This window comes from Mesorhizobium erdmanii USDA 3471 (assembly GCF_000472705.1).
Lineage (GTDB): Bacteria > Pseudomonadota > Alphaproteobacteria > Rhizobiales > Rhizobiaceae > Mesorhizobium > Mesorhizobium erdmanii.
Map to the genome: position 1 here is coordinate 436,503 of NZ_AXAE01000005.1, position 23,387 is coordinate 459,889.

General features: G+C 62.0%; 22 protein-coding genes. 16 read left to right on the forward strand and 6 right to left on the reverse strand.

The window, feature by feature from the left end; translation table 11 throughout:
- Positions 1-46 precede the first annotated feature (46 nt).
- The 10 genes from A3AU_RS0102085 to A3AU_RS0102130 all read left to right on the forward strand — a co-directional run bounded on the left by A3AU_RS0102085 (position 47) and on the right by A3AU_RS0102130 (position 12,473).
- Positions 47-1,480 carry a UbiA family prenyltransferase gene (locus tag A3AU_RS0102085; protein WP_027051314.1) on the forward strand — a complete coding sequence of 478 codons (1,434 nt, stop codon included), beginning with the start codon at positions 47-49 and terminating at the stop codon, positions 1,478-1,480.
- 2 nt (positions 1,481-1,482) lie between these two features.
- The gene (locus tag A3AU_RS0102090) at positions 1,483-2,832 is read left to right on the forward strand and encodes an FAD-binding oxidoreductase (RefSeq protein WP_027051315.1); all 1,350 of its coding nucleotides are present in this window, start codon (positions 1,483-1,485) and stop codon (positions 2,830-2,832) included.
- A 123-nt stretch (positions 2,833-2,955) separates the two neighbouring features.
- Complete coding sequence (locus tag A3AU_RS0102095; RefSeq protein WP_027051316.1) at positions 2,956-3,381, forward strand: EamA family transporter; 426 nt, start codon at positions 2,956-2,958, stop codon at positions 3,379-3,381.
- Positions 3,378-4,385 carry an NAD-dependent epimerase/dehydratase family protein gene (locus A3AU_RS0102100; RefSeq protein WP_027051317.1) on the forward strand — a complete coding sequence of 336 codons (1,008 nt, stop codon included), beginning with the start codon at positions 3,378-3,380 and terminating at the stop codon, positions 4,383-4,385. The genes A3AU_RS0102095 and A3AU_RS0102100 overlap by 4 nt, the downstream gene beginning before the upstream one ends.
- Before the next feature lie 61 nt (positions 4,386-4,446).
- A complete protein-coding gene (locus A3AU_RS0102105; RefSeq protein WP_032916681.1) occupies positions 4,447-5,919 on the forward strand; it encodes an aspartate aminotransferase family protein in 1,473 nt (490 codons plus the stop codon).
- A 24-nt stretch (positions 5,920-5,943) separates the two neighbouring features.
- Complete coding sequence (locus A3AU_RS0102110) at positions 5,944-7,176, forward strand: DUF2029 domain-containing protein (RefSeq protein ID WP_027051319.1); 1,233 nt, start codon at positions 5,944-5,946, stop codon at positions 7,174-7,176.
- Complete coding sequence (locus tag A3AU_RS0102115) at positions 7,173-7,931, forward strand: FkbM family methyltransferase (protein ID WP_027051320.1); 759 nt, start codon at positions 7,173-7,175, stop codon at positions 7,929-7,931. The genes A3AU_RS0102110 and A3AU_RS0102115 overlap by 4 nt, the downstream gene beginning before the upstream one ends.
- Before the next feature lie 153 nt (positions 7,932-8,084).
- Positions 8,085-10,646, forward strand: a complete 2,562-nt coding sequence (locus A3AU_RS0102120; RefSeq protein ID WP_027051321.1) for a GcvT family protein — start codon at positions 8,085-8,087, stop codon at positions 10,644-10,646.
- A 91-nt stretch (positions 10,647-10,737) separates the two neighbouring features.
- Positions 10,738-11,586: a DUF1194 domain-containing protein gene (locus A3AU_RS0102125; protein WP_027051322.1), complete on the forward strand. Its 849-nt coding sequence runs from the start codon at positions 10,738-10,740 to the stop codon at positions 11,584-11,586.
- A gap of 182 nt (positions 11,587-11,768) precedes the next feature.
- A complete protein-coding gene (locus tag A3AU_RS0102130; protein WP_027051323.1) occupies positions 11,769-12,473 on the forward strand; it encodes a GNAT family N-acetyltransferase in 705 nt (234 codons plus the stop codon).
- On the opposite strand, the gene A3AU_RS0102135 is transcribed toward A3AU_RS0102130, so the two are convergent.
- The gene (locus A3AU_RS0102135) at positions 12,470-13,105 is read right to left on the reverse strand and encodes an outer membrane protein (protein ID WP_027051324.1); all 636 of its coding nucleotides are present in this window, start codon (positions 13,103-13,105) and stop codon (positions 12,470-12,472) included. The two genes, A3AU_RS0102130 and A3AU_RS0102135, sit on opposite strands and share 4 nt — an antisense overlap.
- A 372-nt stretch (positions 13,106-13,477) precedes the next feature.
- On the opposite strand from A3AU_RS0102135, the gene A3AU_RS0102140 reads away from it, so the two are divergent.
- The 4 genes from A3AU_RS0102140 to A3AU_RS0102155 all read left to right on the forward strand — a co-directional run bounded on the left by A3AU_RS0102140 (position 13,478) and on the right by A3AU_RS0102155 (position 16,568).
- The gene (locus A3AU_RS0102140; protein WP_027051325.1) at positions 13,478-13,819 is read left to right on the forward strand and encodes a peptidase inhibitor family I36 protein; all 342 of its coding nucleotides are present in this window, start codon (positions 13,478-13,480) and stop codon (positions 13,817-13,819) included.
- Positions 13,820-13,958: 139 nt separating this feature from the next.
- The gene (locus tag A3AU_RS0102145; RefSeq protein WP_027051326.1) at positions 13,959-14,909 is read left to right on the forward strand and encodes an ABC transporter substrate-binding protein; all 951 of its coding nucleotides are present in this window, start codon (positions 13,959-13,961) and stop codon (positions 14,907-14,909) included.
- Between the two features lie 91 nt (positions 14,910-15,000).
- Entirely contained in the window at positions 15,001-15,774 is a 774-nt protein-coding gene (locus tag A3AU_RS0102150) for an ABC transporter permease (RefSeq protein ID WP_027051327.1), read from the forward strand.
- Positions 15,771-16,568 carry an ABC transporter ATP-binding protein gene (locus A3AU_RS0102155; RefSeq protein WP_027051328.1) on the forward strand — a complete coding sequence of 266 codons (798 nt, stop codon included), beginning with the start codon at positions 15,771-15,773 and terminating at the stop codon, positions 16,566-16,568. The genes A3AU_RS0102150 and A3AU_RS0102155 overlap by 4 nt, the downstream gene beginning before the upstream one ends.
- A 16-nt stretch (positions 16,569-16,584) precedes the next feature.
- On the opposite strand, the gene A3AU_RS0102160 is transcribed toward A3AU_RS0102155, so the two are convergent.
- On the reverse strand, positions 16,585-17,523 hold the full coding sequence (locus tag A3AU_RS0102160; RefSeq protein ID WP_418001057.1) for a GlxA family transcriptional regulator: 939 nt from the start codon (positions 17,521-17,523) through the stop codon (positions 16,585-16,587).
- Between the two features lie 176 nt (positions 17,524-17,699).
- Between A3AU_RS0102160 and A3AU_RS1000000139675 the strand changes: the two genes are divergently transcribed.
- On the forward strand, positions 17,700-18,158 hold the full coding sequence (locus A3AU_RS1000000139675; protein ID WP_167335219.1) for a hypothetical protein: 459 nt from the start codon (positions 17,700-17,702) through the stop codon (positions 18,156-18,158).
- Between the two features lie 187 nt (positions 18,159-18,345).
- On the opposite strand, the gene A3AU_RS0102170 is transcribed toward A3AU_RS1000000139675, so the two are convergent.
- Positions 18,346-18,531, reverse strand: coding sequence for a hypothetical protein (locus tag A3AU_RS0102170; RefSeq protein WP_027051330.1), 186 nt, complete (start codon positions 18,529-18,531; stop codon positions 18,346-18,348).
- Between the two features lie 233 nt (positions 18,532-18,764).
- Between A3AU_RS0102170 and A3AU_RS0102175 the strand changes: the two genes are divergently transcribed.
- Positions 18,765-19,664, forward strand: coding sequence for a LysR substrate-binding domain-containing protein (locus A3AU_RS0102175; protein ID WP_027051331.1), 900 nt, complete (start codon positions 18,765-18,767; stop codon positions 19,662-19,664).
- A gap of 27 nt (positions 19,665-19,691) precedes the next feature.
- Here the strand turns inward: A3AU_RS0102175 and A3AU_RS0102180 are convergent, their stop codons facing one another.
- From A3AU_RS0102180 to A3AU_RS0102195, 3 genes are all read right to left on the reverse strand, one after another.
- The gene (locus A3AU_RS0102180) at positions 19,692-20,645 is read right to left on the reverse strand and encodes an alpha/beta hydrolase (protein ID WP_027051332.1); all 954 of its coding nucleotides are present in this window, start codon (positions 20,643-20,645) and stop codon (positions 19,692-19,694) included.
- Positions 20,646-20,879: 234 nt separating this feature from the next.
- Entirely contained in the window at positions 20,880-21,065 is a 186-nt protein-coding gene (locus A3AU_RS0102190) for a hypothetical protein (RefSeq protein WP_027051334.1), read from the reverse strand.
- Between the two features lie 188 nt (positions 21,066-21,253).
- The gene (locus tag A3AU_RS0102195; protein ID WP_027051335.1) at positions 21,254-23,323 is read right to left on the reverse strand and encodes an ASKHA domain-containing protein; all 2,070 of its coding nucleotides are present in this window, start codon (positions 23,321-23,323) and stop codon (positions 21,254-21,256) included.
- Positions 23,324-23,387 lie beyond the last annotated feature (64 nt).

Consider the following 23,387-nt stretch of genomic DNA (forward strand, 5'->3'; position numbering starts at 1 on the left):
ACGAGATTCCGGTTTACCGGAAAACGGCGGCAGGGGCAGGACGTAGATGGATGCGCGGTCGGACAGGAACGCAATACCGCTTGCGGTCGATCTCGACGGTACGCTGATCGCGACCGACCTGTTGTGGGAGGGCTTGTTCCTTCTGCTCAAGAAGAATCCGCTCTACATCTTGCTGGTGCCGTTCTGGGCGGCCGCCGGGCCGGCGCGGTTGAAGCAGGCCATCGCGCAGCGCATCGATATCGACCCCGCGTCGCTGCCTTATCGCGCGCCGCTGCTCGATCGGCTCCGCACTGAGCACGCCGAGGGCCGCAAGATCGTGCTGGCGACCGGCACGCCGCGTAAGTTCGCCGAAGCCATCGCGTGCCACCTCGGGATCTTCGACCGGGTGCTGGCGACCGATGGTCTCGACAATCTCACCTCGGGCAAGAAGCGCGCCTCGCTGGTCGCTGCCTATGGCGATGGCGGCTTCGATTATGCCGGCAACAGCCACCACGACCTCCAGGTCTTCGATGCCGCGCGCAATGCAATCGTTGTCGCGCCCGACCGCCATGCCGCGCGCTGGCAGGCGGCGCATGGCGCCGAAACGATGCCGGCGCCAAAGCCGACGTTGCGGACCATCGTCAAGATGCTGCGCGTGCACCAATGGCTGAAGAACTCGCTGATCGCCGTGCCGATGGTGCTGTCGCACGAATATTTCAATTCCAACATGATCTGGGAATGCCTGCTGGCGTTCATCTCATTCAGCGCGGTGGCGTCGGCGATCTACATCCTCAATGATTTCTTCGACCTAGCGCTCGACCGCAAGCACGTCACCAAGCGCAACCGGCCGTTCGCCAGCGGCGCGCTGTCAATCCCGTTCGGTCTCGGCGCGATCGCGGTTCTGCTGGCGATCGGCATCGCCACCGCACTCTTCCTGTCGCCCGAATTCCTGGCGGTGCTCGTCGGTTACATGGTCGTCACCACGGCCTATTCGCTGTCGTTCAAGCGCATGCTGCTGGTCGACGTGCTGACGCTGGCCGGGCTCTATACAATCCGCGTGATCGCCGGCGCAGCGGCGACCGGCGTCGACGTCTCGTTCTGGCTGCTCGCCTTCTCGATCTTCTTTTTCCTGTCATTGGCGCTGGTGAAGCGCTTCGTCGAACTTAGAACCACCGCCATCCCGCCCGGCGAACGCATTGCCGGCCGCGGCTATCGCACCGAAGACCAGGAGATCGTCGCCCAGGCCGGCATGGCGTCGGCCTTCTCCTCGGCGCTGGTGCTGGCGCTCTACATGGACAGTGTCGCGGTGCGCGAACTCTATCCGCATCCGTGGCTGATCTGGCCGCTGCCGCCGATCGTTCTTTACCTCACCATGCGTGTCTGGATCCTGGCACGCCGCGACGAGATGCATGACGACCCGGTCGTCTTCATCATCCGCGACTGGCGCAGCCAGATCGTGGTTCTGATCGGCGCGGTGCTGCTGGTCATCGGAGGCTGGTAGGCATGACCGAACATTTTCGAAGCTTCGGCCTCGTCACGCCGCCGACACCAGGAGCGATCCACGCCGACGATGCCATCGCGCTGCTGAAGGGCGGCCAGGCGAAGGACCGATCGCTGCTCGCTTATGGCAATGGTCGTTCCTATGGCGATTCCTGCCAGAACCATGCTGGCGCGGTCGTCGACATGCGGAGCCTGAACCATATCCGCGCCTTCGACGCCGAGACCGGTGTGCTCGAAGCGGATGCGGGCGTGCTGCTTTCGGATATCATCGCGCATGCAGCACCCCATGGCTTCTTTCCAGCGGTGGTTCCGGGTACGCAATTCGTCACGCTCGGCGGCTCCATCGCCAATGACGTGCACGGCAAGAACCACCACCGGCGCGGTACGTTCGGCTGCCACGTCGAGAGCTTCACGCTGCTGCGCTCCGACGGCAAGACCTACCGCTGCTCGGCCACGGACAATCCGCGCCTGTTTGCGGCGACCATTGGCGGCATGGGGCTGACGGGCCTGATCCTGTCGGCCTCGATCCGGCTGACGCGGGTGCAGTCGCTCGACATCGTCGAGAAGGCGACGCCGTTCCGCGATCTCGGCGAATTTTTCGATCTGGCCGCCGCGGCGGATCTGGCCAATGAATATGCGGTCGCCTGGATCGACCAGCTCGCCGGCGGCCGCGGCTGCGGGCGCGGGCTGCTGTTTACCGGCAACCATGCCGAGCATGGTTCACATGTGGCCTCGCGCGCCGGCCGCAATCTTTCCGTGCCGTTCCAGCCGCCGTTCAATGTGCTCAACCGGCCGTTCCTGACCGCTTTCAATGCCACCTACCGGTGGAAGAAAGGCCGGGCGGCCGTGCCGCGCCAGACCAGCTACCACGGTTTTTTCTTTCCGCTCGACGGTATGCGCGACTGGAACCGGCTTTATGGCCCCAAGGGGCTGTTCCAGCACCAGAGCGTGGTGCCGCAACAGGCTGCGCGCATCGTCGTGCCGGAATTGCTCGCGGCGGCCCGGCAGGCCGGGCAAGGGTCGTTCCTCACCGTACTGAAACGCTTCGGTTCGATCCGCTCGCCGGCGCTACTGTCGTTCCCCAGGCCAGGTTACACGCTGACGCTGGATTTCCCCAACCGGGGCGAAAAGACGTTGAGGCTGCTTGCTGTACTCGACCGCATCACGGTCGAGGCGGGTGGGGCGGTCAACCCCTACAAGGATGCGCGCATGAGCGCTGCGACCTTCGCCGCCTCCTTCGCGGACTGGCCGAGGCTGGAGGCGCTGCGCGACCCCGCCTTCATGTCCGATTTCTGGGCGCGTACGGCCGGCAGCATCGACCTCAAACGGCGTGGCGCCGAAGCAGCCGAATAGATAAAATAGGAATAAATCGTGGTTAGCAAATAGTTAAATCTGAAGTTTACTCAAAACACTATCGTGAGTTCACGAAATCTTTTCAGGTTTGTATTAGTCGACGATACGGGCGGGTGATTTGGCATGAAATATATCGTCTTCATACTCTTTACGGTCATGACTAATGCCGCTGCGCAGCTTATGCTGAAGCAAGGCATGATGTCGCTTGGGCCGATCTCGTTCGAGGGCGTCAATCCGCTCGTCAAGCTCCTACAGATCGTCTTCAGTCCCTGGGTGTTCCTCGGCCTTTGCACCTTCGTCATTTCCATGGCGTCGCACCTCTATGTGCTGTCCAAGGTCGAGCTTTCCTTCGCCTATCCGTTCCTCAGCCTGGCTTATGTCGCTGTCGCCATCTTCGCCTATTTCGTCTTCCGCGAGGATCTCAATGGATGGCGCATCGCCGGCATCGCCTTCATCTGCGTCGGCACGGTGCTGATTGCGCAAAGCGGGCGAGGGCATGAAGACCAGACCGCTTCCATCAAGATCCCTGCAAACGAGACCGTTCGATGAGACATGTGATTTTCGGCGGTGACGGCTTCGTCGGCCGTCACCTTGCCCTGAAGCTCGTGGCCGATGGCGAAGAGGTCGTCGTCGCCGATATCGTCAAGAGCGACCTGCCGCATTACCGCAACGTCCGGTTCGCCCGTTGCGACGTCACCGATCCTGCCTCGGTCGCCGCCGTCGGGCTGAAGGCCGACGACATGGTCTACAATCTGTCGGCCAAGATGCTGTCGCCGATCCAGGTGCGCGCCAAGCGGCACGATTTCTTTTTCCCGGTCAACTTCCATGGCACCGAGCACATCATGCAGGCCATGGACAAGGCAGGTGCCCCAAAACTTGTCCACTACACGACCGACATGATCTACGGCCACACGATCACCCAGCCGATGACCGAGGACCATCCGGTCGCGCCGCTCGGCGAATATGGCTGGTCGAAGCAAAAGACCGAGGAACTGGCCGCCGAATGGCGCCAGCGCGGCATGTCGATCTCGCTGTTCCGGCCGCGCCTGATCATCGGCCCCGGCCGGCTCGGCATCCTCGAAAAGCTGTTCAAGCTGATCGACTGGAACCTTCCGGTGCCGATGATCGGGTCGGGCAAAAACCCCTATCAGTTCATCTCGGTATTCGACTGCGCCGAAGCCGCGCGCGCCGCCTGGAAGGCCGGGGTGCCCAACGAGGCCTATAATCTCGGCTCGCTCAATCCGCCGCCGGTGAAGAAGCTGCTCGGCGACCTGATCCGGCATGCCGGGTCGAAGTCGCTGCTGATCCCGACGCCCGGCTGGGCGGTCAAGCGCACGCTCGATTTGCTCGACCTGATGAACATGCCGATCATGGACCCGGAGCAATATCTGATCGCCGACGAGGAGTGCGTGCTCGACGTGTCCAAGGCCGAGCGTCAGCTCGGCTGGGTGCCGCAATATCGCGACGAGGACATGCTGATCGCCGCCTACAGCGAATACCGCGCCAACAAGGCCGGTCCCGCCGTCGCCGCCAAACATGTGCCCGCCGAATAGCGGGTTAGCCAAGCAGTTCACGGCGCACGACGCTGGTCGTCAGCGCGGACAGGAGATTGAAATGACCGTCATGGCCAAGCCCAAACAGGCGAATGCTCGCACCCTGGTCAGCGCGCCGGCGCTGTCGCCCGCCACCATCGCCAAGCCCGATCTGATCAGCGTCGAGCAGGCCAAGGCGATGGACGTCGCCCGCATGACTGATCTGTTCAAGGCGCATCTCAACCCCGGCCAGCTGCATTTCATGAAGCTGCTAGGCTTCCACAAGATCAAGATCGAGCGTGCCGAGGGCATGTTCTACATCGACCAGAACGGCCGCAAGATCCTCGATTTCTTCGGCGGCTTCGGTTCTCTTGCCTTCGGCCACAACCACCCGCGCATCCTCGAAGCACGCAAGAAATTCCAGGAGGAGAAGCGCCAGGAGATCGCCATCGCCTTCATGTCGCAATATGCGGCAGCGCTCGCCCACAACATCGCCAAGTGCTCGCCCGGCGATCTCGACATGGTGTTTTTGGGTTCGTCCGGCTCCGAAGCGATGGAAGCGGCGGTGAAGCTTGCCGAACGCGCCGCCGGCCCGAAGCGGCCGAAGATCGTCTATGCCGAGAATTCCTTCCACGGCAAGACCAAGGGCGTGCTCGGCATCACCGACGGCCAGCTCTACCGCGCCGACTTCAAGGTGGCCGACAATACGGTGCGCATTCCCTTCGGTGACATCGAGGCGGTCGAGCGCCTGTTCCGTGGCGATCCGGAGGTCGGCGTCATCGTGCTCGAAACCATCCAGGGCGGTGGCGGCATCATCCAGGCAGAGGCGCAATACTGGCAGAAGCTGCGGGCGCTGTGCGATCAGCATGGCGTTCTGTGGGTCGCCGACGAAGTGCAGTGCGGCTATGGCCGCTCCGGCCGCTTCTATGCGTTCGAGCATTACGGCGTCGTTCCCGACGTGACGGCGTTGGCCAAGTCGCTCGGCGCCGGCAAGGCGGCGGTCGGCGCGATGATCGCGCGCCGCGAGGTCTACATGAAGGCCTATGGCACGCCGAAGACAGCGATGATCCATGCCATGGCGACCTTTGGCGGCATGGGCGAGGCCTGCGTCACCTCGATCGAAGGCCTCAACGTGCTCTATGACGAGGGGCTGATCGACAATGCCGCCGTCACCGGTGACTATCTGCTCGCCCGCCTCCAGGCGCTCAAGGACAAATATCCCAAGATCATCAAGGATGTGCGCGGCAAAGGCTTCATGATCGGGCTGGAGTTCCACGACTTCTCGCAGACCTTGCCGATGGTGTTGCGCCCGATCGTCAGTGTGCTCGACGACAAGCTGAAGGGATCGCTGTCGGGATTCGTCGGCGCGCTGCTCTTGCGCGATTACGACGTGCTCGTCGCCTTCACCGAGTACAATCGCAACGTCATCCGGCTCGAGCCGCCGCTGATCTGCCAGCGCGAGCATGTCGACTGCTTCGTCGATGCCTTCGACAGCCTGTTGTCGCGCGGCATCGTTTCGATCGTGAAGGATTTCGTCAAAAGCCAGGTTCGTTAAACGCAAAGTCCGTTGAGCATCCTCATGCTGACCAAGTCGCCCAGTCCGCAAAACCCGCTCGACCGGCTCGCCGACACCGGCCTGGCATGGGGCGAGGGGACCTATGCGCGGCTGGCGGCACCGATCGGCGCGGCGGCGTTCGCCCTCTACGTCCTTCTGACCGCGTTCACGGCATGGGTAATGCCCGACGCTAATTGGGACATGCTGCCCTATCTCGCCATTGCCGAAGAAGGCACCTATCCCGATGCGCAGGCGCTGCATGATTACGCCTACAGCACGGCCAAAGCGGGCGTGTCGGCCGCCGAGTACAAGACGCTGACCGATGATGGCGGCGGCTTCCGCAGCCACATGACGGACAATGCCGCCGACTTCCATTCGCTGCTCGGCATGTACCGGATCAAGTTCCTCTATGCCGAAATCCTGCCGACCCTGAGCGCGGTGATGTCGCCGGTCGAGGCGATGCGCCTGGTGCAGGTGTTTTCGGTGCTGCTGTTCGGCACGATCGTGCTGCTCTGGCTGCGCTGGGAAAAGGCCTTGGCCTTGGCACCGGTGATCGGCGCGGTGCTGATCATGGCTGATTTCGGCGATGCGGCGCGTGCCGCGACGCCGGATTTGCTGACGTCAGCACTGCTGCTCGGCGGGCTCTACGCCTATATGCGTGGCCGCGACGCGGCAACCGCGATCCTGCTCTTCCTCGCTTTCATGGTGCGGCCGGACAATATTGTTTTCCTTACCATATTCGCTGTGCTTCTGGTCGTGTTCCGGCAGAGGGCATGGGGCGCGCTGGCCGGCTTTGCCGCGTCCTTCGTCGCCTATTTCGCCATTTCGCATTGGGCGCATCATCCCGGCTGGTGGCCGCATCTGTGGTTCTCCAGCATCGAGCAGCACTACAATATGGACGGGTTCGAGCCGGCGTTCTCGGTCACCGCCTATCTCAAGGCGTTCGCCGCATCGCTGCTGCGCGCTGTCAATCTCAACAGCTGGGTCGGCGTTTCGGTGCTGGCACTGGCCGGCTGGTTCGCCGCCGGCCGAGCCGGTTTTCGTCTCGACGGTCGTGCCGGTATCCTGTTCGCGGCCCTGGTGCTGGGTGCGCTGGCGAAGTTCACCGTGTTTCCGATCCACGACACCCGCATCTATTTCCCGCATCTGATCCCGCCCTTCCTGCTGCTGGCGACGCCGTTCATGGCGCTGTGGGCAGCATCGGTTCGTGGCCAACAGAGCGTGGCCCTGCAAATCATTCCCGGAGACAAGCCATGAGTTCGCTATCCAGCCTGGCGCGCACCGTCTTGTCGCTCGGTCTTCCCTCTGGCCTGCTCGATCGCGGGCCGTCGCTGCGCGGCACGAAATTCCTCGCCAAGGCGGCGCTGAAAGCGCGCTTCGGTGGAGCAGGGCGACCGTTCCAGATGGTCAATGTCGGCGCCTGCGACGGTGCGCTGTTCGACGATGTCACACCGTGGCTGCACAAGATTTCCGGCGCCCGCGCCATGCTGGTCGAGCCGATCCCGTATAATCAGAAGCGGCTGCGCGCCAACTATCCCGATACCGACCGCTTCATCATCGAGCCGGTGGCGGTCACCAAGATCAAGGGCACGATCACCGTTCACACTTTCGACGCCGCGGCCCTCGAGGCCGGCACGCTGCCTATCGAGTTCATCGGCTGCTCTTCGGTCACCGACACCAATCTGATGTCGGGCAAGAATGCCTGGGGCGAAACCGACGCCAACTTCAACAAATTCGCACCGCACCTGAAAGACATCGAAGTGCCTTCGGAAACGCTGCAGACGCTGTTCGACCGCAACGGCATCGACCATATCGACGCCTTCCTGGTCGATTGCGAAGGCGCCGACTGGATTGTCTTCGAACAGCTCGACCTCAAGCGCTACCGCCCGGGCATGATCAAGGTCGAGGTTGGCGCGCTGCCCGCCACGGAGATCGGCCAGGTCGTGGTCAAGCTGAAGACGGCAGGCTATCAGGTCGGCTTCCAGGCCGAGGATATCTGGGCATTCGCCTGAGATAAGCGCGCTCGACGGTCCGCTTGTGGGTTGGGTCGCGCCGTACCTGCGGCGTGTCGCAAACAGGCGGTAGCTCTATCATCGTCCTCTGCATATTGTGCGCCATTCGAACGGGCGCCGGCGCGCCCGCTTTATCATCTTGGAGTCGCGGCAATGGCAGAGTTTCCGAAAAAGGCGAAGGTCGTCATCATTGGCCTCGGCGGTATTGTCGGCGCATCGATTGCGCATCATCTGATCGAACGTGGCTGGACCGACATTGTCGGCATCGATAAGTCCGGCATCCCGACCGATATCGGCTCGACCGCGCATGCTTCCGACTTTTGCTACACGACCAGCCATGATTTCCTGTCCTGCTGGACGACGCTCTATTCCATCGATTTCTACGAGAAGATGGGCCATTACGCCCGCATCGGCGGCCTCGAAGTCGCCCGTGTCGGCGACGACGGCCGCATGGACGAGATCAAGCGCAAGATCGCCTCGGCAAAAGCCTTCGGCACACGCGCGCGCCTGATCGAGCCGGCCGAGATCAAGGAAAAGTTCCCGCTTATCGAGCAGGACATGGTGCAGGGCGGCCTGTGGGATCCGGATGCCGGCCTCGTCATCCCGCGCTCGCAGACTGTCGCCGGTAAGCTCGTCGACCAGGCAGAAGCCTCGGGCAAGCTGAAATCCTTCGCCAATACGCCGGCCAGGTCGCTCGTGGTCAAGGATGGCCGCATCAGCGCCGTGGTAACCGATCGCGGTACGATCGAAGCCGACTATGTCATCGTCTGCGCCGGCATCTGGGGCCGGCTGATCGCGGAAATGGTCGGCGAGGACCTGCCGGTCATGCCGATCGACCATCCGCTGACTTTCTTCGGCCCCTACAATGAGTTCGCCGGCACCGGCAAGGAGATCGGCTGGCCGCTGCTGCGCGACCAGGGCAACTCGGCCTATATGCGCGATACCGGCGATCCCAAGACCGCCGAGGGCGGCCAGATCGAATGGGGCTATTACGAAGAAAACAACCCGCGTCTCTGCCATCCACGCGACCTGCTGGAGAAGAATGAAGCGCGGCTGTCGCCGTCGCAGCGTGACCTCGACATGGAGCAAATCCTGGCGCCGCTCGAACGCGCGATGGAACTGACGCCGATCCTCGGCGAACTCGGCTACAACGAAAGCCATTCCTTCAACGGCCTGTTGCAAGTCACCGCCGATGGCGGCCCGTCGATGGGCGAAAGCCAGAAGGTGAGGGGCCTCTGGTATGCCGTCGCCATCTGGGTCAAGGACGGCCCGGGCATGGGTAAGCTGATCGCCGACTGGATGACCGACGGCCGCACGGAGATCGACCATCACGCCATCGACTATGCGCGCTTCTATCCGCACCAGACCAAGGAACAGTTCATCTGGGATCGCTGCACCGAGACGGCGATGAAGGTCTACAATCCGGCCGTACATCCGCGCGAGCCATTCTCCAAGGGCCGCAACATCAGGCGTTCGCCGTTCTGGGAGCGCGAGAAGGAACTCGGCGGCTATTTCATGGAACTGGGCGGCTGGGAGCGTGCGCATGGTTACGCCGCCAACGAGCACCTGCTGGAGAAGTACGGCAACCGGGTGCCCGTGCGCGAGAACGAGTGGGACAACCGCCATTTCTGGCGCGTCTCCAATGCCGAACACCTGGCGATGAGCGAGGATTGCGGCATCGTCAACCTCTCTCACTTCTCGATGTATGACGTCGAGGGACCGGACCATGTCGCGCTGCTGGAGTGGCTGTGCGCCGCCAAGATCGGCGGCGACAACAACATCGGCAAGGGCATCTACACCCACTTCCTGGACGAGGAAGGAATGGTACGCGCCGACTTCACCGTGATCCGCATGGCCGACCGCTGCCGGGTGATCGACGGCGCCGACGCCGGCCCGCGCGATTTTCGCTATATGCAGCGAACCGCGCAGGACAAAGGCTTTGACGCGACGATCACCGACGTCACGGAGAAATACGTCACGATCGGCATCTGGGGGCCGAATGCCCGCGTCACCTTGCAGAAGGTGGTCGAAAATCCCGAGGGCCTTTCGCCCGAGAATTTCCCCTTCGCGGCGATCAAGCCGGTCAGGATCGGCGGCAAGGATGTCACAGCGTTCCGCATCTCCTATGTCGGCGAGCAAGGTTGGGAACTGCATATGCGTTACGAGGACGGGCTTGCCGTATGGGACGCGCTGCGCTCGACCGGCGTCATGCCGTTCGGCGTCGAGACCTATGCCAATACGCGGCGCATGGAAAAGAGCCTGCGGCTGCAGAACGCCGACCTTCTGACCGAGTACAATCTGCTCGAAGCCGATCTCGCCCGTCCGAAGGTCAAGGAGAACGATTTCTGCGGCAAGGCCAAGCACGTCGAATACCGCGCCCGCGAGCACCAGCCGGCAACCTTGTGCACGCTGGTGATGACCGGGAACACCGATTCCAAGGGGGTGGCGCGTTATCCCGTCGGCATCATGCCGGTGCTGGATCCCGCCACCGGTGAGACGCTGGTCGACGAACTCGGGCGCCGCTCCTTCACCACTTCGGTTGCCTATGGCCCGACCATCGGCAAGAACATCGCGCTCGCCTACCTGCCGCACGCGTATGCGCAGGAAGGCCGCAAGCTGAATGTCGAGTATTTCGGCGAGACTTATCCGGTCGAAGTGGCCGGCGTCGGCTACAAGCCGCTCTACGATCCGGAGAATTTGAAGCCCCGCAGCTGATCTTGAGCCGAGAGCGGATTGATTGCAAAAGCCTGGCTTTTAGCCGGGCTTTTGTCTTTTTAAGCGCGCGGTTTTCGCTTACCCTTGCGGCATGTCTGCTTGTTCCCGCGCAAGACATCTCCTTTCCGCCTGCGCCGCGCTGGCGTTGATGCTCTGGCTGGCGCCGGAATCCTACGCCGACGAGCCGGTCGATGTGGAGCTGGTGCTGGCGGTCGATGTTTCGCTATCGATGTCGGCGGACGAGCTCGAGATCCAGCGTCATGGCTACGCGGCGGCGCTGACGCATGACAATGTGCTGCGGGCGATCGCCGACGGCGCCTATGGCAAGATCGCCGTCACTTATGTCGAATGGGCCGGCACCACATGGCAGAAGGTCATCGTGCCATGGACGGTGATTGCCAGCCGGGCCGATGCGGAAAAAGTGGTGGCGCAACTCGATGCCCATCCTCCCGACAGCGCGCGGCGCACGTCGATCTCCGGCGCGATGGAGTTCGGTGCCGATCTGTTCGCCGAAAGCGGCTACCAGGGGACCAAGCGTGTCATCGACATTTCCGGCGACGGACCCAACAATCAGGGTGCGCCGGTCAATCTCACCCGCGATGGCGTGGTCAGGCAAGGCATCGTCATCAACGGCCTGCCGCTGATGACCCGGGGCGGCTTTTCCGGCGCCTACGACGTCAACGATCTCGACCGCTACTACAGCGACTGCGTCATCGGCGGCCCTGGCGCCTTCATGATCCCGGTCAACGACTGGGCGCAATTTCCCGAAGCCATCCGCCGCAAGCTAGTGCTCGAACTCGCCGGTCCGGCGTCACCGCAATGGGCGGTGGAGGAGGCGGATCATCCGCCAGTGGTGCTGGCGCAGGACAAGCCGCCCGCCGACTGCCAGATCGGCGAGAAAATGTGGCGCAACCGCAGCTGGATGCTCGACAGCCGCTAACGCTCTTTGCGCACCGAGCATGGCCTTTGCCGAAAACCTTTTGTCCCTTTCAAGCTTGCCTGTTGGCTGCGAGAATATCAAACAGTGGAGACCAACACTGCTATGCAATGAAGCTGGTAGGCGCGCTTTGACGGGCCGCGGTAGTGTGCTGAGAATTCTAGACCGGGAGAGCGAGTCCGCTTATGCCGAAAATGCCCCAGGCAGGCCAGCGCCTGAACCTTTCATCGATCAACGCAGTAGCTCACAAACCGATAGTTGTTGAGCGATCCGGCGAATACTGTCGAATACGCACCTTACGGCCAGACGAGGTGAACAAACGGATCGAAGGCTGGCTCGCCGACCCGGCTGTAGCAGCCGGGTTGAATATGCCCGGTACAATGCTCAGCACAGAGGCGTTTCGAGCGTATGTCGCGAGTTTCGACAATGTGCGGCGCATGTTGCTGGCAATCCGTACCAAGAGCGACGAGCCTATTGGGTTGATCATGGCAGAGATTGATCAAAGGCACCGCGTCGGATCATTGCATCTCATCGTTGGGGACATCGCCCATCGACGGCTCCAAATTTCGTTCGAAGCAGTCACGCTTGCGATCTGGCACATGTTTTCTGAACGCGGCCTGCAAAAGCTGATGTTTGAGCCGCTGTCCCGCAATCAAGCGGCGGTTACTGCTTGCCGACTTGGGATGTTACGCCAAGAGGGCGAATTGCGGTCCCACCGTCTAGACGCCAAGACGGGAGAAAGGCTCGATCAACTGATATTCGCACTGACGATCGATGAGTTTAAGAGCCGCGTGCGTGTTGCGGCCAAACTTCCCATTTTCGAAGGACCCGGCCTTGCCAAGGAGTTCGTGCGCGAAACCGCGAGATCGTTTGGCCGTAAGCAGAACTAAAACCGGTAGGAAATCCCAAAATTCAGGGTTCCGAAACGCGGTTTGAAATCAATTGAATTCGCTACCTCGACCTTGTCGAACAGATATTCGACATATTCCGTTTTGAAAGACCATTTTGGAGCGAAGGCGTATTCAAAACCCGCTCCAAATGCCCCGCCGACACGCGTTTTGTTCACGGTATCCGCGCCCACAATAAACAAATCCGATGACGTCTTGATGCGGGTAACCGCGACACCAGCCGTTCCGTACAACAACAATTGGTCCGAAGCTAGCAAGCCAGCGCGTGCTCTGGCAGAAGCGACCCAATCGAGATCATAAGTATACGAATTTGTTTTGCCACCAAATATCGGATCTTCGGCAGTCTGGCTGTGGAAACCAAGGAAGTCAAAGCTCGCCACGCCGCCGTAAACAAACTGGCCAGATTGCCAATCGTGACCGACGAAGACACCGCCGACAAACGCAGTATCGTTGAAGTCGGAACCGCCGACGACATTACCACCGCTAAAGCCCGGGTGCGAAAATCCTGCGCCAATTTCAGCGCCGGCATAATAGCCCGTCCAGTCAACGTTTTGGGCATCTGCTGGTGCTGTCAGAGCGGCGAGAGCCACCGATGCGTAGAATATTTTAAACATGTGTCGACCCCGCGATGGGGTCGCTTGTAGGCGTATATCATTGAAAATGCTGTAGTAATATCGTCACAGTCTGGACACCTTTTTTGGACTGGTTCCTTGCCTGGGAAAGCGTTCCAGGCCAGCCATTTCACGGGCGCAAACGCGGCTAACATGAGTGGAGCGTCATGACAAAGACCGTCGGTTGGATACGTCCAGAGACGGGTCGTCCCAACGTGGCCTTTGTGACGGTCCGGATGCTCCTTCCGCTGCGCTGCGGGTTTCAAGTGCCTCAGTCACCCCTGGTTATTGGCCTGTCCGACCGAAGCATTGGCAAAACGGCCGGACCGCGCTATCCAGCCGATGGGGGCCGCGGTCGAACCGAGGAAACATCAGATGAAACGCCTTGCCATCCTGACAGCTGTCGCGTCCGTGCTTTTTACCGGCGGCGCCAGCGCCCAATATGACGACCAGCCTGCCTGCGTCATGTTCGAGCATGTGAATTTTCGTGGGCGGTCGATCGAAATGGGCCCCGACGATTCGGTGAATTTTCGTGGCGGCCAGTTCTGGAACGACCGCGTGTCGTCGGTATTCGTTCGCCGCGGCTGCACGCTCGTTGCCTATGAGGATACGAATATGAGGGGCGAATCGATCGAGATCAGGCGCCGGGCGCGCGAGCTGGGCGGTGACTGGAACGACCGCATCTCGTCGGCGGAGTGCTATTGCGACGGTTATTGACCACGCCGGGGCTGCAGCCTCGCCAAGCGTCGGCGACAAGGCGGCCCAACCACGTTGCCGCCGAACACGTTCCTGTTGATTGACAAGCCGATTGGCGTCTGTGAACAATTTCCCCCAGAGAAACAAAAGGGGAACTGACATGAACAGGATCGCCGTACTTGCCGCAACCTTGACGCTTGCCGCCGGCCTGTCCGCGCCGGTGATGGCCGCCACATCGGTCACCATCGGCATCAGCGGCTGGACCGGCTTTGCGCCGCTGACGCTTGCCAAGCAGGCTGGCCTCTTCGAGAAGCACGGCCTCGACGTGACCTTGAAGAAGGTGCCGCAAGCCAGCCGTCCGCTCGCCATCGCCAGCGGCGACCTGCAATGCGCCGCCACCACTGTCGAGACCTGGCTGGTGTGGAACGCCAGCGGGGTGACGACCAAGCAGATCTTCCAGCTCGACAAATCCTATGGCGCCGACGGCATCGTCGTGCGCAACGACATCAAGACCGTCGCCGATCTCAAGGGCAAGAATGTCGCCTCCTCGGCGCCTGGCACGTCGCCCTATTTTCTGCTGGCCTGGGTGCTGAACAAGAACGGCATGTCGACCAAGGACGTCACCGTCGTCAATCTGGAGCCGGACGCGGCGGCGCAGGCCTTCCTTGCCGGCCAGAACGACGCGGCGGTCACCTATGAGCCGTTCATCTCCGCCGTGCGCGACAAGGCCGACCAGGGCCACATACTGGCGACCACGCTCGACTATCCGATGGTGCTCGACACGGTCGGCTGCACGCCCGAATTCCTCAAGGCCAATCCCGACGCCGCCAAGGCGCTCGCCGACAGCTATTTCGACGCGCTCGACCTGATCAAGAAGGATCCGCAAAAATCCTACGAGATCATGGGTGCCGATGTGAAACAGTCGGCCAAGGAATTCGAGGATTCGGCGAAGTACCTGAAGTGGGCTGACAAGGCCGCCAACAAGGAGTTCTTCACCAAGGAATTCCCGGACTTTTCCAAGACGGCGGGCGACCTGCTGCTGCAGATGGGGCTGATCAAGCAAGCGCCCGATGTCACCACGCTGGCCGACACCAGCGCGGTGGCGAACTGATCGCCCGGCCGGCTTTTGCCCATCAGGCGGCGGTGCCTGGCGCCACCGCCTGTTCCTGGACAAGCGACCATTTGATGGGGACCATGTGAAGATGCGCCCCTTGCATCCAGTCTCGCCGGGCCTGCGAACCATGCTCGGCATTTCCTTCTTTGTGCTGTTTATTGCCTTCTGGGCCTGGATCACGCTTGGCGGCCACGTCAATCGCATCTTCCTCGCCGACCCGCTGTCGATGCTGAGGGACGGCTGGAGGCTGTTGGTCGAGGACCGTTTCTGGCTCGATATATTGATCACGATCTGGCGGGTCTTCGGCGGCTTTGTGCTGGCGTCGGTGGTCGCGGTGCCGATCGGCATCGCCATGGGCGCCTGGAAGCCGGTGGAGGCGTTCCTGGAACCCTTCGTCTCCTTTGCCCGCTATCTGCCGGCCTCGGCCTTCATTCCGCTGCTCATCCTGTGGGCCGGCATTGGCGAGCTGGAAAAGCTGCTGGTCATCTTCGTCGGCTCGGTGTTCCAGATCATGCTGATTATCGCCGTGAAGGTCGGGTCGACGCGACGCGATCTGGTCGAGGCCGCCTATACGCTGGGCTCGACCAACAACGGCATTGTCCGCCGAGTGATCATGCCGGCCAATGCGCCCGAGATCGCCGAGACGCTGCGGCTGGTGCTCGGCTGGGCGTGGACCTATGTCATCGTCGCCGAACTGATCGGCTCGTCGTCGGGCATCGGCTACATGATCATCAACAGCCAGTCGCGGCTGGCGACCGGACAGATCATCTTCGGCATCATCGTCATCGGCCTGATCGGGCTGTTGTCCGATTTCGCCTTCAAGGCCTTCAACCGCTGGCTCTTTCCATGGAGCCTGGCGTGAGCAAGCTTCTCATCGACGGCGTTTCGCGCACCTTTGCCGGCATGCGCGGCGGGCAGCCGGTCAAGGCGCTGATGCCGGTCGACCTGGCGGTGGCCGCCAATGATTTCATCACCATTCTGGGGCCGTCCGGTTGCGGAAAGTCGACGCTGTTGAGGATCGTCGCCGGTCTCGAAGCGCCGAGCGAGGGCCGCGTGCTGCTCGACGGCAAGGCGGTGACCCGGCCGGGACCGGACCGCGGCATGGTTTTTCAGTCCTATACGCTGTTTCCCTGGCTGACGGTCGCGGAAAACATCGCCTTTGGCCTGCGCGAACGCGGCATGGCGCAAAAGGAGCGGGACGGGCTTGTCGCGTCCTATGTCGACCTCGTCGGGCTGAAAGGGTTCGAGAACCACTGGCCAAAGCAGCTGTCCGGCGGCATGCAGCAGCGTACGGCGATTGCCCGCGCGCTGGCCAACGATCCGGAGATACTGCTGCTGGACGAACCGTTCGGCGCGCTCGACAACCAGACGCGCGGGCTGATGCAGGAACTGTTGCTCGGCATCTGGGAGCGGCGCAAGAAGACGGTGCTGTTCGTCACCCACGATATCGAGGAGGCGATCTTCATGGCCTCACGCGTTATCGTGATGACCGCGCGGCCTGGCCGCATCAAATCGGATGTCGCCGTCGACCTGCCGCATCCGCGCCACTACACGCTGAAGACCAGTCCGGAATTCTCGGCGCTGAAGGCGCGGCTGACCGAGGACATCCGCGTCGAGGCGATGCGAACGGCGGGGGCGCAGCCGGCCGAGGCGTGATCCAGGTGCGTTCGGATCAAGCTGCCAGCAGCTGCTTGCGGTCGACGCGTTCCTGCTGCGGCGAGCGGGCATAGAGCTCGCGGTAGCATTTGGAGAAATGCGAGGCCGAGACGAAGCCGCAGGCGACCGCCACCTCGACCACCGGCATCGACGACTGGATCAAGAGGTGCCGGGCACGATCGAGCCGGATCTCCAGATAGTAGCGGGCAGGGGAGCGGCCCATCTCGGTGCGGAACAGCCGCTCGATCTGGCGGCGCGACAGGTCGACATGGTCGGCGATCTCGATCAGCGACAGGGGCTCGGAGAGATTGCCTTCCATCAGTTCGATGATGGTCAGCACCTTCGAGTTCTGCACACCAAGGCGGGCACGCAGCGGCAGGCGCTGGCGGTCGGTCGGGCTGCGCACGCGGTCGGTCAGCACCTGCTCGCAGACCCGGTTGACGAGGCTTTCGTCGAAATCGTCGCCGATCAGCTTCAGCATCATGTCGAGCGCGGCGGTGCCGCCGGCGCAGGTGTAGATGTTTTGGTCGATCTCGAAGAGGTCGGCAAAGACGTTGGCCTTCGGAAACGCCTCGGAAAAGCCCGGCAGGTTTTCCCAATGGATGGCGCAGCGCTTGTTGGACAAGAGGCCGGCTGCGGCAAGGATGTGCGCGCCGGTGCACAGGCCGCCGACGGCGACGCCGCGATTATATTCCTCTCGCAGCCAGGCGAAGGCCGACTTGTTCTGGTAGCGCTCGACATCGATGCCGCTGCAGACGATGGCCATGTTCGGCCGCTCGGGCCCGGCCATCTTCTTGCGCTCTTCCTCCAGCGAGGTATTGACCGCGCATTCGACGCCGTTCGAGGCGCGCACCGGCTTGCCGTCGATGCTGGCGAGGCGCCAACGATAGGCTTCGTAGCCGAGCATGCGGTTGGCGGAGCGCAGCGGGTCGAGCGCGGTCGCAAAAGCAATCATGGTGAAATCGGGGACAAGGAAGAACACAAACGATCGCTTGATCGGATGCTTGACGGCGTTCACGGGAACCTCATCTGGCCATGGCGCGAACAGGATGTCGCGAATAGCATAGCGACATCAGGAAAAACCTTGCCTGTCAATCGGCTACGCTGCCTTGGCGAGACAAAATTTGCGACATGGGTCGCAAATGGGCAATTGCTGTGCGCCAATGCATCGGGAACCTGCAAAATACGCGAAGGCAAAACAAAAACGCCGCCTTGGCTGGAGCCGGGCGGCGTTACAGTTTTAAAGCAGCGGCAGGGAGACGCTGCCTGGAAAAATGGTCAGGCGACGAAGCCAAGGCGCGCCGCAGCCATCGCGCCGGTCTGGCCGGGCATGGTGTTGGCAAGACGCTGACGCTCGAGAGCGGTGGTCAGGTTCATTTCGCGGCGGGCAAAGAGGCGGGCAAAAAGCTTCATGATCATCTCCAATCGGTTGCTCAGACGGGTCGCCTTCGCTTGATGGAGTGGGGCAGCTCGTTTGCTGCTGCTCATATAGGCTTGTGTGAGCAGAAACTAAATCGCAAAAGCGAAGCGCTTGATATGAAATGCGACACCAAATGCGACAAATTTGAGCAAGCTGCTCGAAATTTATGATTATTTACAAGGCATTAAATCGACTTCGGAGCCGCTATGCGGCTTGCTCATATGCGCCATGCGTTGGTGACATGGCTCCAAAATTCATTTGAATGCAAATAAAGTGCAGAGTGCTTGAGGGATAAAATCAAGAAGGCCTGCCGGGCTGGGTGCGCGCGGCAGGCCTTCAGCATTTGGTACACACGGTTTACTTTGCTCCAGCCCAGGATCCAACGCCGTTGCGAATGCCGCTCTTGGTGTCGGAAGCCTCAGGCCAGCCGATATCCTTCTGCAGTTCGATAGGCAGGGAGCGGATGGCGCGCTCGGTCTGGTAGCGGGCGCGGGCTGCGCTGAATTCAGTCGCGATGCGACCGAGGGACGACAGGATAGACATTTCATTCTCCTTTGGTGGCGGGCCAGAAACATTCCGGCCTTTGATGTTCGGGACTCTACACGCAGCGTGTTTCAACCCCATTTCAAGTCGATTGCAGGTCTGCGACGTGGTCGTTTCGTGGCTGCTTGTGGGCGCAACCTCAACCGATGGAGTTGACTATCCTCCTTATCCGGTGTTCAATCAAACGAAATGGAATGATGTTTTGTATCAGAAAAATTGAAGGCTGGTTCCCCATGAACGCCCCGCTGAATCATCCGCTGCCGCTGCTCGATCTTGACGTTTTGCGCACTTTCGTGGCGATTGCCGAGACCGGCAGCTTCACCACCGCCGCCAATGCCGTCTTCCGCACGCCGTCCGCGGTCTCCATGCAGATCAAGAAGCTGGAGGACATCCTGGGCCGCTCGGTGTTCGCGCGCGACGCCCGTTCCGTGTCGCTGACCACGGATGGCGAGATGCTGCTCGGCTATGCCCGGCGCCTGCTGTCGATCAACCGCGAGGTGGTGTCGAAGTTCATCATTCCCGAGATTGTCGGTGTTGTGCGGCTCGGTTCACCGGATGATTATGGCGAGCGCGTGCTGCCGCATGTGCTGAAGCGCTTCGCGCAGTCGCACCCCGCGATCGCCGTCGACGTCACCATCGACCAGAGCAGCAATCTGCGCCGCCGCATGGACGACCGGGCGCTCGACATCACGCTTCTGACCAATTCCTACAAGACCAGCGCGCTCGGCGCAGAGGTGCTTTTGACCGAGCCTATCGTCTGGGCCGGCGCCAAGGGCGGTTGCGCGCATCTGCGCGAGCCGCTGCCGGTGTCGCTGTGGGAGGAAGGTTGCGCCTGGCGGGCCGGCGCGCTCGATGCGCTGGGACGCGAGGGCCGCAATTACCGCGTCGCCTATATGAGCGCGCACACGGCTGGCCAGCGCGCCGCCATCATGGCCGACCTCGCGGTCGCACCACTGCCACGATCGTTCCTCGGCAACGACATGGTCGAGCTCTGCCCGAAGGATGGCATGCCCGATATCGGCACCTACAATCTGGCCATGGTGGTGGCGCCGGACGCCAGCGCGCCGGTCAAAGCCGTGGCCGACCATATCCGCGCGACCTTCGAAGTTTTCAGGGAAACCGGCAAGTTCTGATCCGCCGGCGGATAGAAAGCAGGAGCGCTACTCCGCCGCCACGGCGGAGGGCGCTTCGAACCTTGTGCTTCTGTCTTGCCTGACCGGCGAGGGGCTCTCATTGAGAAACGCCGCGATGTGCTGACGTGCGCGCCGCGATTCCGGCATGTCGATCAGCGGCCAGACGTGGAACATGCCCTGCTCGTGGATGACATCGACCTCGACGCCGGCGGCACGCGCCTTTTCGGCGAAGATCAGATTGTCCGGGGTCAGAAGATCGCGCGAGCCGGTCAGTATCAGCGTTTTCGGCAGCACCGAGAGATCGCCATAGACGGGGCTGATGTGCCAGTCGCTGCGGTCGATGCCTGCACTGTACATCCGGATCGCCTCGAGGCCGCCCGGGATCCCGAGCCAGGGGTCGTTCCGCTCTGCCTCGAACAGCTTTGGGTTGGAAAGCGACATATCGAGGCCGGGTGAGATCAGCACATGGCGCGACGGCAGGGACAAGCCTTCTTCGGCCACCATCATGGTCAGCACCACGGCCATGTTGCCACCGGCGGAATCGCCCATGAAGATGATGTCTTGCGCCTCCGTCTCGTCGAGCATCTGGCGATAGACATCGCCGACCATGCCGAACATGGCGTGGAAATCGTGCTCGGGCGCGATGGGATAGATCGGCACGGTGATGCCGTAGCCCAGCCGGTCGGCCATGTCGGCGATCAGGTGCCAGTGATAGGGCGTAATCTCAAACACATAGGCGCCGCCATGCAGGTAGAGGATCCGCTTCTGCTCGCCAGCCCTCGGGGCAATTTCGTAGACGGGGAAGCCGTCGACGGCGCGCGTCTCGATGTCGAAACGCTGCCGCAGCGAGGCCGGCGGATGGTGATCCTCGGTCTTGCGCGCGGCCGCGATCCAGCGCTGCAGGTTTTCCGGGCTGGAAAAGGCCTTTTTGCGGCTGTACCTGAGCACGAAGGACACGACGTGGCTTTTCAAACTTGGCATACGGATACACGAACTTCGGCGGCAGCCGACTAAGAGAATTCCCCCTCTCTTGCGAAGATCGTACCTCGGCCGAAGATGTCAAGATTTACGCAGTGCCACAAGGCGGTTTGTTCCAACGCCACCGCGTTCAGCGGCGCGGCAAAAGTGCGGCGCACAGCCGGTTGCCGGTTGCCGCCGGGGATGTCCGAGATCCCCGGCGTCTGCCGAGCAATTTGCATTTGTCGGCGAAGGTCATCAGCGCCCCGTGCCCAGAAGCAGCGACATGAGCGCGGCCTGCGGATCACTGGACGGCGAGGCCGGCCAGCCGATGTCCTTCTGGACATGCGCCGGAAGGCTGTTCAGCGCGCGGATCGCCTTGTTCCTGGCATGGGTCTTCCTGATGGTCGCACCGAAGCGGCCAAGATTTTCGAACATCGGCATTTTTCATCTCCCTTGAACAACGGCGAGCCGGGATTATCCCTGGAGCGCCATTCTATGCCGGGGTAAATGCATCACGCATGTATCGGCCGGATTTCACGAAAACGCCGTTTCGGTTTCCGGATCGGGTGATCCGGAAACATTTGCATGCAAATGAGTTTGAGGTTTGAAGCGGCCGCTGAAAGTCGCGTTTACTCGCGGCCGCGCCTTGCCGCGTGGCCTTCGCGCGAGCGCCGGCGCGGGGCGGCGTCGCCGGCGACACCGTCTTCGCTGACCGTCTTGCGTGGCGGCAGTTTCACCGCTGCCGACAGTTTCGGGAACGGATCCACTTTGTTGGGCAGCGCCATGGCGTAGACGAAATGCTCCTGGAATTTCGGTTCCAGCGCGGTCTCGATCTTCTCGATCTGGCTCACCGTCTCCTCGATCTCGCGGCGATAGCCGCGGTTCAAGAGTGCCATGCGCGCGCCGGCGCCGGCGGCGTTGCCGACGGCCGAAACCTTGTCGAGGTCGCAGTCGGGGATCAGGCCCAGCACCATGGCGTATTTCGGATCGATGAACGAGCCGAAAGCGCCAGCAAAATGGATGCGGTCGACATGCTCGGTGTTCTGCTTTTCCATCAAAAGCTTGGTGCCGGCATAAAGCGCTGCCTTGGCCAGCTGGATGGCGCGCACGTCGGTCTGGGTAATGGTGATCTTGGGTTCACCTTCCTTCAGTACATAGGAGAAGGTGCGGCCGTTGGCGACGACACGCGGCGAACGCGCGGCGAGCGATCCGTCGACGACGCCATCTTCGGAAATGATGCCGGCAAGATACATCTCGGCCACGATCTCGATGATGCCGGAGCCGCAGATGCCGGTGACGCCGGTCGCCTGCACGCTGTCGAGGAAACCAGGCTCGTCGGACCAGAGTTCCGAGCCGATGACGCGGTATTTCGGCTCCAGCGTGTCAGGATCGATGCGCACGCGCTCGATGGCGCCCGGCGCCGCGCGCTGGCCGCCGGAGATTTCGGCGCCTTCAAAGGCCGGGCCGGTTGGCGAGGAGGCGGCAACAACCCGCGCACGATTGCCAAGCACGATCTCGGCGTTGGTGCCGACGTCGACGATCAGCATCATCTCGTCCTGGCGATGCGGGCCTTCCGACAGCGTGACCGCCGCCGCGTCGGCGCCGACATGGCCGGCGATGCAGGGCAGCATATAGAGGCGAGCGCCCTGGTTGAGCTTGAGCCCGATGTCGGAGGCCTTGATGCGCACCGCGCCCGAGACGGCGAGCGCGAAGGGGGCACCGCCGAGTTCGGTCGGGTCGATGCCGAGGAACAGATGGTGCATGATCGGATTGCCGACGAAGACGGAATCCAGGATGTCGTTGCGCTGGACATTGCCTTCCGCGCACACCTTGTCGACAAGGCTGGAGATCGCCTCGCGCACGGCGACCGTCATGCCCTCGCGGCCGTCCGGGTTCATCATCACATAGGAGACGCGGCTCATCAGATCCTCGCCGAAGCGGATCTGCGGGTTCGAGGTGCCCGAGGAAGCAGCGACGCGGCCCGACAGCAGTGACACCAGATGCATGGCGATGGTGGTCGAGCCGATATCGCAGGCCAGCCCATAGGCCTCGTTCTTGAGGCCAGGCCACAGCGCGATGACCCGCGCGATGTCGCTGTCGGCATCCTTGTGGATGGCGGCGGTGGCAGCCCAGTTGCCCTTGCGCAATATGCCCTGCACCTGCGGTAGCAGGTAAAAATCGAATTCGAGGTTCTTGAAGCCCCAATCCTTCATCAGCGCGATCTTGAGCCGATCGAGGTCGCCCAGCGGCTTGTGCATGTCGGGTTCTTCGATTTCGACGTAGCACATGCGGATAGCCGTATCGCGGGCGATCACCCTGGTGTCGGCATCCTTGCGGATGGTCTGCGCATTGATGACGGTATCCTGCGGCACGTCGATGACGAGATCGCCGAGGATCTGCGCCGAGCAGGAGAGGCGGCGCCGTTCAGGCAATCCGCGCACGCGCTCGTAGCGCTCTTCCTTGGGGCCCTTGGGCGAAATGTGGTCGTTGGAGGAGACGATCTTGTGCTTGGCGAAATTGCCTTCCTGCACTTCGATCTGGCAGCGCCCGCACGTGGCGCGGCCGCCGCAGACGCTCTCGACATAGACGCCGAGCTGGCGCGCGGCATCGAGCACCGGCGTGCCGACAGGAAACCGCCCGCGCTTGCCCGACGGCATGAACAGCACGAGTGGATCGGTGATGTTGGCAGGCGAGTTCATGCGTTCACGTGTCTCGATACGAATTGTCGATACCGTTTAACGGATCGTTTCAGTCTTGGGCGGA

What these genes read in the sequence shown, in the direction of transcription:
- A3AU_RS0102110 (WP_027051319.1), top strand. Translation starts at nt 5,944, where the DNA reads ATGCTGACCAAGTCGCCCAGTCCGCAAAACCCGCTCGACCGGCTCGCC.
- A3AU_RS0102120 (WP_027051321.1), top strand. Translation starts at nt 8,085, where the DNA reads ATGGCAGAGTTTCCGAAAAAGGCGAAGGTCGTCATCATTGGCCTCGGC.
- A3AU_RS0102105 (WP_032916681.1), top strand. Translation starts at nt 4,447, where the DNA reads ATGACCGTCATGGCCAAGCCCAAACAGGCGAATGCTCGCACCCTGGTC.
- A3AU_RS0102135 (WP_027051324.1), bottom strand. Translation starts at nt 13,105, where the DNA reads ATGTTTAAAATATTCTACGCATCGGTGGCTCTCGCCGCTCTGACAGCA.
- A3AU_RS0102160 (WP_418001057.1), bottom strand. Translation starts at nt 17,523, where the DNA reads ATGATTGCTTTTGCGACCGCGCTCGACCCGCTGCGCTCCGCCAACCGC.
- A3AU_RS0102190 (WP_027051334.1), bottom strand. Translation starts at nt 21,065, where the DNA reads ATGCCGATGTTCGAAAATCTTGGCCGCTTCGGTGCGACCATCAGGAAG.
- A3AU_RS0102130 (WP_027051323.1), top strand. Translation starts at nt 11,769, where the DNA reads ATGCCGAAAATGCCCCAGGCAGGCCAGCGCCTGAACCTTTCATCGATC.
- A3AU_RS0102170 (WP_027051330.1), bottom strand. Translation starts at nt 18,531, where the DNA reads ATGTCTATCCTGTCGTCCCTCGGTCGCATCGCGACTGAATTCAGCGCA.
- A3AU_RS0102150 (WP_027051327.1), top strand. Translation starts at nt 15,001, where the DNA reads ATGCGCCCCTTGCATCCAGTCTCGCCGGGCCTGCGAACCATGCTCGGC.
- A3AU_RS1000000139675 (WP_167335219.1), top strand. Translation starts at nt 17,700, where the DNA reads ATGGGTCGCAAATGGGCAATTGCTGTGCGCCAATGCATCGGGAACCTG.
- A3AU_RS0102195 (WP_027051335.1), bottom strand. Translation starts at nt 23,323, where the DNA reads ATGAACTCGCCTGCCAACATCACCGATCCACTCGTGCTGTTCATGCCG.
- A3AU_RS0102085 (WP_027051314.1), top strand. Translation starts at nt 47, where the DNA reads ATGGATGCGCGGTCGGACAGGAACGCAATACCGCTTGCGGTCGATCTC.
- A3AU_RS0102125 (WP_027051322.1), top strand. Translation starts at nt 10,738, where the DNA reads ATGTCTGCTTGTTCCCGCGCAAGACATCTCCTTTCCGCCTGCGCCGCG.
- A3AU_RS0102100 (WP_027051317.1), top strand. Translation starts at nt 3,378, where the DNA reads ATGAGACATGTGATTTTCGGCGGTGACGGCTTCGTCGGCCGTCACCTT.
- A3AU_RS0102090 (WP_027051315.1), top strand. Translation starts at nt 1,483, where the DNA reads ATGACCGAACATTTTCGAAGCTTCGGCCTCGTCACGCCGCCGACACCA.
- A3AU_RS0102140 (WP_027051325.1), top strand. Translation starts at nt 13,478, where the DNA reads ATGAAACGCCTTGCCATCCTGACAGCTGTCGCGTCCGTGCTTTTTACC.
- A3AU_RS0102145 (WP_027051326.1), top strand. Translation starts at nt 13,959, where the DNA reads ATGAACAGGATCGCCGTACTTGCCGCAACCTTGACGCTTGCCGCCGGC.
- A3AU_RS0102175 (WP_027051331.1), top strand. Translation starts at nt 18,765, where the DNA reads ATGAACGCCCCGCTGAATCATCCGCTGCCGCTGCTCGATCTTGACGTT.
- A3AU_RS0102180 (WP_027051332.1), bottom strand. Translation starts at nt 20,645, where the DNA reads ATGCCAAGTTTGAAAAGCCACGTCGTGTCCTTCGTGCTCAGGTACAGC.
- A3AU_RS0102095 (WP_027051316.1), top strand. Translation starts at nt 2,956, where the DNA reads ATGAAATATATCGTCTTCATACTCTTTACGGTCATGACTAATGCCGCT.
- A3AU_RS0102115 (WP_027051320.1), top strand. Translation starts at nt 7,173, where the DNA reads ATGAGTTCGCTATCCAGCCTGGCGCGCACCGTCTTGTCGCTCGGTCTT.